Consider the following 13,924-nt stretch of genomic DNA (forward strand, 5'->3'; position numbering starts at 1 on the left):
ACGCTTTGGCAAAGTACGGCCAGAGCATGCCGGACGGAAATGGATGGCCGCGGTCCATTGTTGGAGGGGGGCGGAGGCGTGCCGCCCGCCCCGCCTAGGAGGTAGCTCGACGTGAGCCCATACGTGTCCCGGCTCCGCAGTAGGCCCCACGGCCAGTTCCCGGGCCAGGCCCGCCTGCGCCTGCCCGGCAGCGTGCGCCGTCCGCGCCGGGTGGCGATGCTCAGCGTCCACACCTCCCCGCTGCACCAGCCCGGTACGGGCGACGCCGGCGGTATGAACGTCTACATCGTCGAGCTGGCCAGGAAGCTCGCCTCGATCAACATCGAGGTGGAGATCTTCACCCGCGCCACCACCGGCACCCTCCCGCCCGCCGTCGAGCTGGCCCCGGGAGTCCTCGTACGGCATGTGGACGCCGGCCCGTACGAAGGCCTGGCCAAGGAGGAGCTGCCCGCCCAGCTGTGCGCCTTCACCCATGGCGTGATGCAGGCCTGGGCCGGCCACCGCCCCGGTTACTACGACCTGGTGCACTCCCACTACTGGCTCTCCGGCCATGTCGGCTGGCTGGCCGCCGAGCGCTGGGGCGTCCCGCTGGTGCACGCCATGCACACCATGGCCAAGGTCAAGAACGCCGCGCTGGCCGCCGGCGACGCCCCCGAGCCCGCCGCCCGGGTGATCGGCGAGACGCAGATCGTCCGGGCCGCGGACCGCCTGATAGCCAACACCGCCGAGGAGGCGGACGAACTCGTCCGGCATTACGAGGCCGAGCCCGGCAAGGTTGCCGTGGTGCACCCCGGGGTCAACCTCGACCGCTTCCGGCCCACCGGCGGCGAGGTCGCCGAGAGCCGGGCCGCCGCCCGTGCCCGCCTCGGCCTGCCGCAGGACGCGGTCATCCCGCTGTTCGCCGGCCGGATACAGCCGCTGAAGGCGCCCGACATCCTGCTGCGGGCGGCCGCCGCGCTGCTGGCCGAGGACCCCTCGCTGCGCTCCCGCATGGTCGTGCCCGTGGTCGGCGGTCCCAGCGGCAGCGGGCTGGCCAAGCCCGAGGGGCTGCAGAAGCTGGCCGCCCGGCTCGGCATCGCCGACCTGGTGCAGTTCCGCCCACCGGTCGGCCAGGAACAGCTCGCCGACTGGTACCGCGCCGCATCCGTGCTGGTCATGCCCTCGTACAGCGAATCCTTCGGACTGGTCGCCATCGAGGCCCAGGCCTGTGGGACCCCGGTCATCGCGGCCGCGGTCGGCGGTCTGCCGGTGGCCGTGCGCGACGGCGTCAGCGGCTTCCTCGTCAGTGGCCACGACCCGGCCGACTACGCCCGCGCGCTCGGCCGCTTCGTCGCGGACCCGGCCCTGCCCGCCCGGATGGGCACCGACGCCGCCCGGCACGCCCAGTCCTTCGGCTGGGACACCGCCGCCGCGGCAACGGGCGACGTCTACACCGCCGCCATGCAGGATCACCGCCGTCACCTACGATCCCTCCATGGGTGACGAGCGCGATCCCTCCACGGGCGACGAGCGAGAGACGAGCGGTGCAGTGGGCAACGGCAACACCACGGCCGAGACGGTTCCGACGGCGCAGGCCGTGATCGAGCGGACCCTGACCGACGCCGAGCTCGAATGGGAATCGCCCTCCGACGGCACCTACGTCATCAAGCTCCCCGGCACCCGCAAGCTCTCCACGACCTGCTCGCTCATCGTCGGCAGGCACTCCCTGTCCATCAACGCCTTCGTCGTCCGCCACCCCGACGAGAACCACGAGGCCGTGCACCGCTGGCTCCTCGAACGCAACACCCGCCTCTACGGCGTCAGTTACGCGATCGACAAGCTCGGCGACATCTACCTCGTCGGCAAGCTCCCGCTGGCCGCCGTCACCCCCGACGAGCTCGACCGCATCCTCGGCACCGTCCTGGAGAACGCCGACGGCAGCTTCAACACCCTGCTGGAAATGGGCTTCGCCACCGCCATCCGCAAGGAGTACGCCTGGCGGGTGTCCCGCGGCGAGTCCACCCGCAACCTGGACGCGTTCACGCATCTGACGCGGGGCAGCGCCGCGGAGCAGTAGGCCGCCGCGGTACGGACCTTCAGTGCGGCGCACACTCCGTGAAACGGCCGGCCGCTCGGCAGGAAGAGAGCCCTGCCGCTTCGCGCGCACCACCTCTTGCGGAAGCACTTCTTGCCGTACCACCTCTTGCCGAACCACCTTTCACGGAACCACCTTTCGCGGAACCCCCCTTTGCCACCTTTTGCGGAAATGGCAAGAACGTTTGCCGATTTCGGCCGTCCTGGCGCATGGTCGGCGCCAGGAGCTGCTCGCGGTGAACGCGGGCCTGATCGAGGAAGAGCCGACGGAGCACGAATCACGCGCGAATCACGCACGAATCACTGGAGAAGGTGCGATGACCGACGACGACCACACCCACGACAACGACCACACTCACGACGGCAACCACGCCCATGAGCAGCACGGGCAGCGCGGGCAGCACGGGCAGCGCGGGCAGCGCGAGGACAAGCCCGTCCACGTCCACGGCCACGGTCATGCCCACAGCCATGCCCACGGCCACGCCCCCGACCCAGACTTCGACTGGGCCGCCATGGCCGACCTGCTGGAGCTGGAGGGCGAGACGCACAGCCCCTACGTCCAGCAGGCCCTCGCCGGGCTGACGCACCTCACTCCCCGCCGGATCCTGGACATCGGCAGCGGCCCGGGCGTCGCGGCCTGCCGGCTGGCTGCGACGTTCCCGCAGGCCGAGGTCACCGCGGTGGACGGTGCCCCGGAGCTGCTGGCCCGCGCCGGGGAACGGGCCGGACGGCTCGGCGTCCGGCTGCATACCCAGCAGGCCGACTTCCCCGCGGAGCTGAGCGCTCTCGGACCGGCGGACCTGGTGTGGTCCGGGCAGGCCCTCCACCACGTAGGCGACCAGCAGGGCGTGGTGAAGCAGCTGGCCGGGCTGCTCGAACCCGGCGGGGTACTGGCCGTCGTCGAGGGCGGTCTGCCGGCCCGCTGGCTCCCGCGCGACCTCGGTTTCGGACGCCCCGGACTGCAGGAACGGCTCGACGCGGCGCAGGCGGACCGCTTCAGCCGGATGCGGGCCGAGCTGCCCGGCTCGGTGGCGGTGGTCGAGGACTGGCCCGGCATGCTGCGCGCCGCGGGGCTCACCGACGCCCGGAGCAGGACCTTCCTCGTGGACCACCCCGCGCCCCTGGCCGACGGGCCCCGGCAGTTCGCGCGGCGATCCCTGGAGCGGTCTCGCCAGACGCTCGCCGAACTCCTCGACGCCGAGGACCGGGCGACCCTGGACCGGCTCCTCGACCCGGCCGACCCGGCAGGCGTCGACCGCCGTACGGACCTGTTCCTGCTGACCGCGAAGACCGTGCACTTCGGGACGTCCGCCTGAGCGTGGCGGCCCCCGCGCCCCCGCGCCCCGGGGGCCGGCCGGAGTGCCGGTCGGCCCCTAACGCGTGGGCGCTTCCGCATCCGCACGGGCTTCCGCATCCGCACGGGCTTCCGCATCCGTGCGGGCTTCCATGTACGTGGGCGCTTCCGTACCCGTGGGCCGTGGCGAGCGGACCACCGCCGCCCTCTGCCCCGGCAGGCTCCGCAGCAGCAGCCCGTAGCCCATGGCCGCCACCGTGCCGACGGCCGCGCAGCCGGCCCACAGCGCATCGGCGCCGTAGTGGTCGATCACCATGCCACCGAGGAGAGGGGCCGTCAGGGAGGCGATGGACCACGACAGCGCGTACATGCCCTGATAGCGGCCGCGGCCGTGCAGGGGTGAGAGGCGCACCACCAGGCCCATCTGGGTGGGGGAGTTGATGATCTCGCCGAGCGTCCAGACGGTGACCGCGAGCGCGTACAGGGCGACCGAGCCCGCCAGCGCGGTCAGCCCGAAGCCGTAACCGGCCAGTAGGGCCGAGCCGATGAGGAGCATGGCCGGGCTGCGGTGTTCGATGAAGCGCGTCACGGGGATCTGCAACAGCACGACGAGGACGCCGTTGACCGCGATGACCAGGCCGAAGTCGGCGCTGGAGAAGCCGTCCTGCCCCATCGACACGGGCATGGAGACATAGGCCTGCTGGAAGATCAGGGCGAGCAGCAGGTTGAGGCCGACGACGGTCATGAAGCGGCCGTCACGCAGAACGGTCAGCATGGAGACGGGGGCTGGGGCCACGCCGCCGTCGTCGTCCGGGCCGTCCGGTGTGCCCGCGGCGGGGCGCGATTCGGGGAGCTTCCGGAAGACGACCAGCGCGCAGGCCAGCACCAGCGCGGATTCGCCCAGGAAGAGGGACAAGTAGCCGTGCTGGGCGATGAGTCCGGCGGCGGAGGAGGAGACGGCGAAGCCGAGGTTGATCGCCCAGTAGTTGAGGGAGAAGGCGCGGACGCGGTCTTCCGGGGCGACGATGTCCGCCATCATCGCCTGTACGGCGGGGCGGGAGGCGTTGGTCGCCATGCCGACCACGCCCGCCACCGCCGCGATCGCGACCGGGTTCTCCATGAAGCCGAGCAGTGCCACGGAGGCCGCCGTCGACAGCTGGGCGGTCAGCATCGTGGGCCGGCGGCCGAGCCGGTCGGTCAGCACCCCGGCGCCCACGGACGAGATCACTCCGCCGAGGCCGTAGAGCGCACCGACCAGACCCGCGTACGAGGCCGAGTAGCCGCGCTCGACGGTCAGGTAGAGGGCGAGGAAGGTGGCGACGAACGCGCCCAGCCGGTTGATCAAAGTGCTGGTCCACAGCCACCAGAACTGCCGGGGGAGACCGGAGACGCTCTCAAGGGCGGCTTGCTTGAGGCGGGCCGGCCCGGAAGGTTTCGCTGTGGATGCGGACATGACATTTCCCCCGTGGAGTGGTGATGCGGCGCGTAGAAGGGGTGCGGGAGGGCGGGAAGCGGCGACGAAGCGGGTGGGCCGGCCGTACGGGAGCGCGGCGTGGGGCGTGCGGCGTGAGACGTTGGGCGTGGGACGTGAGACGCGGGGCGTGCGGAGGGCCACGGTCACGCAGGGCGGCGCGCCCGCCCCACGTAACCGCGCCCCCTGCTGTGTAAGTGGCACTGGAGACATGCGCAACCTACATAGGGGACGGTCCCCGCCGCCAGTCGTTTGACGGGAAACGTCAAACGACGCCGGAAAGCCCAGGTCCTGGACCCCCGCAAGGCGCCGCGCCGACTTGGATTACGCTCGACGCCATGGCCGACGCACCGTACAAGCTGATCCTCCTCCGCCACGGCGAGAGCGAGTGGAACGCGAAGAACCTGTTCACCGGCTGGGTGGACGTCAACCTCAACGAGAAGGGCGAGAAGGAGGCAGTCCGCGGCGGAGAGCTGCTCAAGGACGCCGGCCTGCTCCCCGACGTCGTGCACACCTCCCTCCAGAAGCGCGCCATCCGCACCGCGCAGCTGGCCCTGGAGTCCGCCGACCGGCACTGGATCCCGGTCCACCGCAGCTGGCGACTGAACGAGCGCCACTACGGTGCGCTGCAGGGCAAGGACAAGGCGCAGACGCTGGCCGAGTTCGGCGAGGAGCAGTTCATGCTCTGGCGCCGCTCGTACGACACCCCGCCGCCGGCGCTCGACCGTGACGCCGAGTACTCGCAGTTCTCCGACCCGCGCTACGCCGGCCTCCCGCCGGAGCTGCGCCCGCAGACGGAGTGCCTCAAGGACGTCGTCGTCCGCATGCTGCCGTACTGGTTCGACGGCATCGTCCCGGACCTCCGTGCCGGCAAGACGGTCCTGGTCGCCGCCCACGGCAACTCGCTGCGCGCCCTGGTCAAGCACCTCGACGGCATCTCCGACGAGGACATCGCCGGCCTGAACATCCCCACCGGCATCCCGCTCGCCTACGACCTGGACGCCGACTTCCGCCCGGTCAAGCCCGGCGGCACCTACCTCGACCCGGAGGCCGCCAAGGCCGCCATCGAGGCAGTGAAGAACCAGGGCAAGAAGAAGTAAGCCCACCCGCTTCCAAGCCCCCTGCCTACGGGTTTCCCGCGAGCAGGGGGCTTTTCGCTGCCCTGGGGCCGCCTCAGGGCCGTCAGTGGCCTAAGCGCGCACCGGGGGCTGGTCCGGCCAGGCGAATGCGTATCGGGGATCGCCCCCGCGGCTCAGCCGTACGAAGCGCAGGAGTTCGCGCACGATGCCCGCGTTGCCCATCGCCCAGCCGGTGCACGGTTCGAGGTCGCTCGGGGTGGGCCGGTGCTCAAAGTTGCACCAGCGGGCGCCGTCGGTGTCCCGAATCGCGCGGGCGGCGAGGTCCGCGACGAGGGCGTGGGCGAAGTCGTACGGATCCTGCCGTTCGACGAGCCGGTCGCAGGCCAGGGCCAGAACGCCCGCGGTGCCACAGCAGCGGCCGTTGTTGTCCCAGAAGCCGGGGCGCAGCCGCTGGGGCAGGCCGGAGTGGGTGACCGTGTGCCAGCAGCGGTCGGCCAGGGCGGGCCAGACGGGGTCGGCCGTGATGTCCCGCAGCAGCCGGAAGACCTGGGCATCGCCGGCCGGGCCGTGGCACCAGCCGTAGCTGGTGGGCTCGACCACATCGGGGCGAAACTGCGGAGTGGAGTGGAGCACCAGAAAGCCCTCGGGCCCCGCTTCGTCACGCGCCACTACGTCTGCGGCACCGGCCAGCGCCAGCTCGACCAGGTCCTCACGGCCGGTGGCCCGGCCGACCCTGGCAAGTGACAGGGCGATGCCGAGCGTGCCGTGCGAGATGTGGTGCAGACGGGCGTCGACGCCGGTGCGGTGGGCCCAGTGGACGCCTGCCGGAGTCTGCTCAGCCGTCCGTAGATACGGCTCCACGGCGAGAACGGCCAGTTCGGCGTCGCCGGCCACGAGCGCGCCGAGGCCGATCCCCGCGTTGCCGCCCATCAGCTCGTACAGCTCGCCCCAGCGCGCCCCGTCGAAGCGTGACCGCACGAGTTCCAGCGCGCGGTCCGCGGCGGCGCCGGCGGCCGTGTCGCCGAGTTCGTCGTGAACGGACCGCAGGGCGAGGGTCATTCCGGTGCGGCCGAAGTAGAGGGAGTCGTCGTCGATGCCGTCGACGGAGTCCGCGAGGCTGCGGGCCGCGCGCAGGGCGCGGTCGGCATAGGCGTCATCGCCGAAGTGCCGCCACGCCTCCAGGAGCACGGGGACGATCCCGGCCGTACCGCTGTAGAGCATCGGGTTGAGCTTGTCGTCCGAGGGCCTGGTCGTCCAGGCCAGGCCGCCACCAGCGGTTTCCCGCGCTGCCCCGGTAAGCCACCGCAGGCCCTCCACCGCGAGTCCCTCGACCTCGTCGACCGCCACCACCGTGGCTTCTGGTGCCGTCATGGGGCCACTCTCGCATGATCTTTCGGCCCCGCCCAGGGGAAGGCGACCCTCCGCAGGGTGGCACAAAACAGCAGCGAGGGGCGGGAGTTCGGTCCCGCGCAGGGCTCCGCGGATCAGAAGGGTGCAGGTTCGAACCCCTGCCGAGCGCACAGCGGGTCAAGCCTCCGCCGGGGCACCCGGACGAGGGCTTCGTCGTGCCGTGCGGCAGCGAAGTACAGCACCGTGCTGGGTTTGCCGGAATGCGGAGGCCGACATTCTGGCGGAATGTCGTGCGATCTGGGTGTATTCCTTTCTCTGGTTGATGGAGGCCGGGGCGGAGGGGGCTGGGCGATGACAACAGCACGGGCGAGGGTTCACGGCACGGGCGGACTGCCGGGCAAGGACGGTGCCGGCCGGCAGTCGCCTGGTCGGGCGCGGTTCATGGGCGTGCTGCTGATCCTGCTGTCCCTGATACCGGCGGCGCTCTGCTACGTGTCGTTCGCTGCCTGGTTGCCCGCCGACCGGGCGCTCTACCGGGACTACCAGGCAGCCGAGCCGTGTCCCGCTCATGCGACGGTGCAGGCAGCGAGTGACTGCCTGAGCACCTGGCCTTTCACCGTCGTGAAGACGGTCGTCAAGACCGGGAGGAATTCCACCTACGAGGCGACCCTGAAGGATGAGGACTCCTGGCGGGGAGTCGTGAGCTTCGGCGACTCGGGACCGCTCGTCGAGCGGCTGGAGCCGGGCGACCGGGTCACCGCCACCATCTGGCGCCGTGGCATCGTGGTGCTCGACAAGGGCGGGGTCCGGCAGAACAGCGCCGATGCGCCCCGTGACGAGCTTCAGATGAACGCCGCCCTCGGCACCCTCGCCGCGCTCCTCGCGGCTCAGGCGTTCGCGTTCGGCGCGGTACGCCTTGTCGGACCACGCGGCTACGAGCCGTTCACCTGGAATCCGTACGGCAAACGCCTGCTCATCACCAGCATCGGCGTCTGCTTCGGGGTGGGGATCCCGGCCGTGTGGATCGGCATCCCGTGGTGGGCCGTACCCGCGGTCGGAGTCCCCGTCGTGGTGTGCGCGGCGACGCTGATGCACCGCTACCTGCGGCCCCGAGCCGCAGGCGGAGTGTGACGGCCCTGGTGCATGTCGGCGTGCTCGTGTGAGGGGCGGGCGAGCCACACAAGATCAAACGACCGCCGGCTGTCGCAGCCACGTGGTGAAGTCACTCCCGACCTCCCGACCTCCCGACCCCCCGCCCGATGGCAGCCCCAGCCCCAGCCCCAGCCCCAAGCCCCTCCGCACCGGCCGCGTGGCTTACTCACGGAGAGCCGTTGGTCAGGAGTAAGTAGCAGACGAGGCCGCGGTGGATGAACGTCGCGGTATCGGAGTCGCTGCCGTCGAAATACGCCGGATGCAGCGGCTCTTCGCCGCTGTAGTAGCCGGTCCAACGCAAGAAGTCGGGCTGGACTGAAGCGAACGTCCAAGCGGAACCGCCCTGGCCGAGCAACTCGTGAACGAAATCGCGCACGAGCTGTTCGGCATGCGCCGGCGAGTGGTGGTGCCCGTAGGGGCTGTAGGCCTCGTAGAGCATCCAGCGCAGCCGGGCGAGGAAGCCCGCATAGCGGAGTGGGCTGGTCGTCGCGAGGAATCCCTCACGGATGAGCGGGCGCTCATTGGGGAGTCCGCCGAATTCTTCGGGTTCGGACAGGTTGTACCACTCGCGATGACGGTCGGCGGCGAGCATCATTTCCTCGAACAGCCCGCTGCGCAGGTAGGTGTGGAGGACATGCCGTTGGTTCTCCGCCGTGATCGACACGTCGGTAGCAACCTTGAGCAGCAGGGTGTTGCTGTTCATCGCCGAGTCCACGGCCGACAGGAACGCGTCGACGGCAGGACGGTCGAGATCGCCCGGCAGGCCGGTGAATCTCATTGCACTCCCTTGCCAGTTCTCCCATGACCGCTCTCCCAAGACTGCACCCGCCCGCCCGGTGCACTGGGTGGTCTCCGGATGGACCGGTCGCGGTCCCCGGCAGGCTTGCACAACGAGGGGAAGAGCCGAGGGTCCTGGCAAGAGTCTTTCGAATCGCCCTCCACCGGGGCGACGGACTTTCAGCCCCGCAAGATCGATCACGGGGGCCGGGCGTATTGGGGATCGTCAGCCCACTCCCCGCCGGGCCGTCTCTGGGCCGTGCGAGGTTCCCAACAGCGGCCGACGACGATCGATGACACCCACTCAGGCACACGGAAGCACCGCTCGGACCATCGAAAACGCAGGTCGCAGTGAGCCCCGACAAGCCCCGAGGCAAGAAGAAGTAGTCCGGCGCGGTCAAGCCCCCTGCCTGCGGTCCATGTTCCGCAGGCAGGGGGCTTGACCGCGGGCCCGCGCATCGGAGCAGCGGACGTCGCATCGCCGCGGGAGTTCAGGGACGGTGCGTCGGCGGCTCGTCCGGCAGGTGTCCACCACCAGCCGTGCCATCTCAGGCAGATCGCCGGGCGCCGCGGTGCCTCGAGCGCGGCACAGCTCGGCGAGCAGCCCCGGCACGACCCGGGCGATGCGAGCGTACGGAGCGCTCAGCCTGTGCCCGACGACTGTGGATGCAGCCGCGCGCAGCTCGGGCAGGTCGCGGTACGGTCCGTCGTCCGGCTCCTCATACGTGGCGAGAACGGCCGACACCCCCCGCTCACCGCGCTCCACCTTTCGAATCGTTCCGAGCGAGACGCGGGCGCCGCGGGCAAGGTGGCCCGGCTCAGGCAGGCAATCCGACGTTCGTAGGTGATGCGTGGGCCCACCCCGCGGTACAGGATGCCGACCATATGCTCTCCGTTCGGTGCAGCCACTCCGTACCGTACCCGCGCCGTCATGGTCGGTGAGGGCAAACGACCCCGCTCACATCATGTGTGCGGCGCCGTGCAGTTGAGTCATCGCGGCGTCAGCGCGTCCACCAGCTCGGACAGTTCCGTGAACCGATAGTCCGCGGCTTGCGCGGCATCGCTCTCCGCCCAGAGGTGCCCGAGGGGGCCACGGCGCAGGTGGGCCGCCCGCAAGCCCGCAGCGCGGGCCGGCACGACATCGTTCTGAGGGTGGTCGCCTACGTACACCACCTCATCAGCCGGCACGCCTGCCAGCTCAATAACGCGTGCGAAGAACTCCGGAGCCGGCTTGGCCACGCCCCACTCGCCGGACGTGGCCAGGCCATCCACCGGCAGTTCGAGCCCGCGCAGCAACTCCCCCGCCCTGACTGTCTGGTTGCCGGCCACGACCACACGCATCCCAGCCGACCGGAGCGCCGCCAGCGACGGGCGGACATCGGGGTACAGGTCCGACTCATCCAGGAACTCCCCCTGGCCGGCACGTTCCATCGCCGCCCGTTCGGCCTCGATGTCGATGCCCGGTCGCACGAGTCTCAGCGCGTCGGCGTTGTCCCGCCCCTGGGCGACCACAGCGCCCACCAGGGCGGACAACGTGTGCCGGTTGACGCCGAGCCAGCCGGCCCACGCCCCCCACCCACGGTCGTCCTTGACCAGCGTCTCTCCCACGTCGAACGCCACCACACGGATCATGCAGGCAGCCTACGGCGGGCCAACTCACCTGCGTCTGTACGCGAGATGCCGATCGGCATCGGAGCATTTCCCGGCACCGACTCCAGGACAGGCACACCGGCAGGCGGCATCAGCGCCACTGAGGGTCGCAGCTATCGAGGCGGCACCCGGGACCGGCCCGTTCTCCGCCCCCCGGCGCCACACCCGCCTCACCCCGGCAGTTCCCGGTCTCCCCGCCACACCACGCACGTCATCGCGGCGAGGCCGCCGTTCGCCAGGCCTTTGTAGGTCACCGTCCGGGTGGGGCCGAGTTCGTGGGCGAGCTGCCTGGCCAGGTTTCCGCCCTCGTGGAACAGGCGCTGCCAGGTGTTGTCGTACTTGCCCTCCACCCGATCGCGGAGGTCGAGGTTGAGGGTGGTGTCGATTTCGTCTGCCCAGCCGTACAGGGCGGCGACGAGGCCGTCGGACAGGTCCAGGGCGGCGGCCGGGTCATCGGGGAAGAAGTCCCCGAACCCTTCGGAGCGCAGCGGGCCGAACTGGAACTCGCCCTCGACGGTGAGGTCCACCGGGTGCGCAGGCGTGCCGTGGCTGTCGCGCTCCCAGTGCAGGCGTTCGCAGCCCCAGCACACCCACTTGGATGTCCGGTGGCGCTCGTCCCGGTAGCGCACGGCCCACGACGGCCCGAGGTGTCCGGCCAGTCGCTGAGCCGCCACCAGGCCCTGCTTGGCGTGCTTCCGCAGGTCCGGGCGGGAGGCGAAACCGGCCGGTGGACGGGACAGTGACCATGAGCGCAGCGTGTGCCTCAGGTCTTCCGGCAGGTCCAGGGCGGGGTCGTCCAGTGGGACGTTGCCGGTGAAGGACTCGATGTCCTCGTTCGTCCCGCGTCCGCACGGCTCGTACAGGGGGGAGGGCTCGGAGCGGGCCTGTACGAGGAGGTGGCGCGGTCCTTCGAGGGGCATGTGGATCTCCGCGATCGTGGCGGGAGGCGGCCCGTAGACCTAGACCTAGATGTAGACGGCGCTCGAACCAGGGCGCCGAACCCCCAGCCTGTGGAGAGGACCCACCCTGTGGAGAGGACCCACCCTGCGGGGAGGGGCCACTCTGCGGGGAGGGCTTCGGTCCCGCCTCGCGGGACGAGTTGCCCGGTGGATCGGAAGCTTACGGGGCCGGGGCGGCGGGCCGATGAGGGTTCCCGGGTGGGGGGAGCTCGACTGCACGCGTCTCCCTGGCCGGGCCGGCGGCGCCGCCGTGCCGCGGGCGGTGGGCCTTGGGGGCGAGGACCGCGGTGTTCGGATGCAGCATGGAAGAGGGACCGTATTCCTCTGCGACCGGAAGGATGAGTTCGATGCCCAAGTTCATGGACATCCATCACGGTATGAAGGGCGTGACGCCCGACGAGCTCAGTGCGGCGCATCAGGCCGATCTCGCCATTCAGAGTGAGGAGGGCGTGACCTTCGAGCACGCCTGGGCCGACACCGACTCCGGGGATGTCTTCTGCCTGTCGGATGCGCCTTCGGCGGGGGCCGTGCAGCGCATCCACGAGCGGGCCGGCCACAAGGCCGACGAGATCCATCCGCTGTCGATCTCTCTCTGACCCCCCTCTGCCCCCCCTCTGACCTCCCTCTGCCCCTCCTCTGACCTCCCTCTGACCTCCCTCCGACCGACCGCGGAGGGGCCGCGGAGGGGCAGACCGAGGGGCAGACCGAGCGGCAGCGGCCCCGGTTCCGGGGAGCGTGAAGCCCTCGGAACCGGGGCCGCGGTGGCGCTGAGCCGTAGTGGCGCCGCCTCGTAGTGGCGCCGTGCCGTGCAGTGTGGCTAGCAGCCGCCGCCGCACTGGCACGGGCCGCCCGACTGGCAGCCGCAGCTACAGCCGGAGCCGCAGCCGCAGGCGCCGAGCAGAGGGAGCAGCGGACGCCCGACGACCGTCGGGGCGTCCTGGAGCGCGGGGTTGGGGGAGTCCGCCATGGGTGCCATGCATTGCCTCCTAGGGGTCACCTGGTGCCCATTGCAAGCCCGGGTGAAGAGGCGCGTCAACGGCGCGTGGAGGCACACGTCAACGGCGCACGACGGCTCACGGGGCGGACCCGCGCCCCCCTCGCGCTGCCGCGGTTACGCGCCTTCCACCGCCGTCGGCGGGGCGATCTCGTCGGCGTGCTCGCCGGTCACGAGGTAGACGACCCGCTTGGCGACGGAGACCGCGTGGTCCGCGAAGCGCTCGTAGTAGCGCCCCAGCAGCGTCACGTCGACGGCCGTCTCGATGCCGTGCTTCCAGCGGTCGTCCATCAGGTGCTGGAAGAGGGTGCGGTGCAGCATGTCCATCGCGTCGTCGTCCTGCTCCAGCTGCAGCGCGAGGTCGACGTCCTTGGTGATGATGACCTCGGCGGCCTTGGCCATCAGGCGCTGCGCCAGCTGCCCCATCTCCAGGATGGTGGCGTGCAGATCCTGCGGAACGGCCGACTGCGGGAAGCGCAGCCGGGCCAGCTTGGCCACATGCTGGGCCAGGTCGCCGGAGCGCTCCAGGTCGGCGCTCATCCGCAGCGAGGTGACGACGATCCGCAGGTCGGTGGCGACCGGCTGCTGCCGCGCCAGCAGGGCGATCGCGCGGGCCTCCAGATCGCGCTGGAGGTCGTCGACCTTCTCGTCGGCGGCGATGACGTTCTCGGCCAGCTTGAGGTCCGCGTCGAGTATCGCCGTGGTGGCGCGCCCGATCGCGGAGCCGACGAGCCGGGCCATCTCGACCAGGCCCTCGCCGATCGAATCCAGCTCCTCGTGGTACGCGTCCCGCATCTGTGACCTTCTCTCGCATCGATGTGGTGGTGTGGCGTGGTGGGAGGTGGAACGGGGTGCAGGGTGACCTGTGCCCACGCTCTCACGGCGGGTGCCCGCGCGACCCGTGCCCCGTAGAAGTGGTGCTCCAGGGAGCCGGCACTCCGCGGTGGCGGTGCTCCAGAGGGGCCGTGGCCCCGCGGTCGCTCAGGGTGTCCGGTCGCGCGTCGGTGCACAACCGTGGCGGCACCCGCACCGTCTGCGGCACCCGCACCGTCACCCTGCGGGCACCGCGCGACCTGCGGTGCCACCGGGAGTGAACCGGCGCCGACGTGAAGGTGAACTCTGGGC

At 70.9% G+C, this 13,924-nt stretch carries 13 protein-coding genes; 6 read left to right on the top strand and 7 right to left on the bottom strand.

Annotated features, from left to right (window positions below; translation table 11 throughout):
* Nucleotides 1-111: 111 nt before the first annotated feature.
* The 3 genes from mshA (at nucleotide 112) to ACF088_RS20800 (ending at nucleotide 3,389) form a co-directional block, all read left to right on the top strand.
* A complete protein-coding gene (gene mshA, locus ACF088_RS20790; protein ID WP_392377247.1) occupies nucleotides 112-1,482 on the top strand; it encodes a D-inositol-3-phosphate glycosyltransferase in 1,371 nt (456 codons plus the stop codon).
* Nucleotides 1,475-2,056, top strand: coding sequence for a YbjN domain-containing protein (locus ACF088_RS20795; RefSeq protein WP_392377248.1), 582 nt, complete (start codon nucleotides 1,475-1,477; stop codon nucleotides 2,054-2,056). Before mshA ends, ACF088_RS20795 begins: the two co-directional genes overlap by 8 nt.
* A 334-nt stretch (nucleotides 2,057-2,390) precedes the next feature.
* Nucleotides 2,391-3,389, top strand: a complete 999-nt coding sequence (locus ACF088_RS20800) for a class I SAM-dependent methyltransferase (RefSeq protein ID WP_392377249.1) — start codon at nucleotides 2,391-2,393, stop codon at nucleotides 3,387-3,389.
* Between the two features lie 57 nt (nucleotides 3,390-3,446).
* On the opposite strand, the gene ACF088_RS20805 is transcribed toward ACF088_RS20800, so the two are convergent.
* The gene (locus ACF088_RS20805; protein WP_392377250.1) at nucleotides 3,447-4,820 is read right to left on the bottom strand and encodes an MDR family MFS transporter; all 1,374 of its coding nucleotides are present in this window, start codon (nucleotides 4,818-4,820) and stop codon (nucleotides 3,447-3,449) included.
* A 356-nt stretch (nucleotides 4,821-5,176) separates the two neighbouring features.
* On the opposite strand from ACF088_RS20805, the gene ACF088_RS20810 reads away from it, so the two are divergent.
* A complete protein-coding gene (locus ACF088_RS20810) occupies nucleotides 5,177-5,938 on the top strand; it encodes a phosphoglyceromutase (RefSeq protein WP_109891858.1) in 762 nt (253 codons plus the stop codon).
* A gap of 90 nt (nucleotides 5,939-6,028) precedes the next feature.
* On the opposite strand, the gene ACF088_RS20815 is transcribed toward ACF088_RS20810, so the two are convergent.
* Nucleotides 6,029-7,288: a lanthionine synthetase LanC family protein gene (locus ACF088_RS20815; RefSeq protein ID WP_392377251.1), complete on the bottom strand. Its 1,260-nt coding sequence runs from the start codon at nucleotides 7,286-7,288 to the stop codon at nucleotides 6,029-6,031.
* Between the two features lie 330 nt (nucleotides 7,289-7,618).
* Between ACF088_RS20815 and ACF088_RS20820 the strand changes: the two genes are divergently transcribed.
* Complete coding sequence (locus ACF088_RS20820) at nucleotides 7,619-8,398, top strand: hypothetical protein (protein WP_392377252.1); 780 nt, start codon at nucleotides 7,619-7,621, stop codon at nucleotides 8,396-8,398.
* Nucleotides 8,399-8,585: 187 nt separating this feature from the next.
* Here ACF088_RS20820 and ACF088_RS20825 read toward each other — a convergent pair whose 3' ends face one another.
* From ACF088_RS20825 to ACF088_RS20835, 3 genes are all read right to left on the bottom strand, one after another.
* Entirely contained in the window at nucleotides 8,586-9,197 is a 612-nt protein-coding gene (locus ACF088_RS20825; protein ID WP_392377253.1) for a hypothetical protein, read from the bottom strand.
* 989 nt (nucleotides 9,198-10,186) lie between these two features.
* On the bottom strand, nucleotides 10,187-10,828 hold the full coding sequence (locus ACF088_RS20830; protein WP_392377254.1) for an HAD family hydrolase: 642 nt from the start codon (nucleotides 10,826-10,828) through the stop codon (nucleotides 10,187-10,189).
* A 188-nt stretch (nucleotides 10,829-11,016) separates the two neighbouring features.
* On the bottom strand, nucleotides 11,017-11,766 hold the full coding sequence (locus tag ACF088_RS20835) for a hypothetical protein (RefSeq protein ID WP_392377255.1): 750 nt from the start codon (nucleotides 11,764-11,766) through the stop codon (nucleotides 11,017-11,019).
* Between the two features lie 386 nt (nucleotides 11,767-12,152).
* On the opposite strand from ACF088_RS20835, the gene ACF088_RS20840 reads away from it, so the two are divergent.
* Nucleotides 12,153-12,401 carry an SCO4226 family nickel-binding protein gene (locus ACF088_RS20840; RefSeq protein ID WP_086721184.1) on the top strand — a complete coding sequence of 83 codons (249 nt, stop codon included), beginning with the start codon at nucleotides 12,153-12,155 and terminating at the stop codon, nucleotides 12,399-12,401.
* 221 nt (nucleotides 12,402-12,622) lie between these two features.
* Here ACF088_RS20840 and ACF088_RS20845 read toward each other — a convergent pair whose 3' ends face one another.
* Both ACF088_RS20845 and phoU read right to left on the bottom strand, forming a co-directional pair.
* Nucleotides 12,623-12,781, bottom strand: a complete 159-nt coding sequence (locus ACF088_RS20845; RefSeq protein ID WP_392377394.1) for a hypothetical protein — start codon at nucleotides 12,779-12,781, stop codon at nucleotides 12,623-12,625.
* Nucleotides 12,782-12,916: 135 nt separating this feature from the next.
* Complete coding sequence (gene phoU, locus ACF088_RS20850) at nucleotides 12,917-13,594, bottom strand: phosphate signaling complex protein PhoU (protein WP_129294800.1); 678 nt, start codon at nucleotides 13,592-13,594, stop codon at nucleotides 12,917-12,919.
* Nucleotides 13,595-13,924: the final 330 nt, after the last annotated feature.

Source organism: Streptomyces sp. NPDC015125 (assembly GCF_043080045.1).
Lineage (GTDB): Bacteria > Actinomycetota > Actinomycetes > Streptomycetales > Streptomycetaceae > Streptomyces.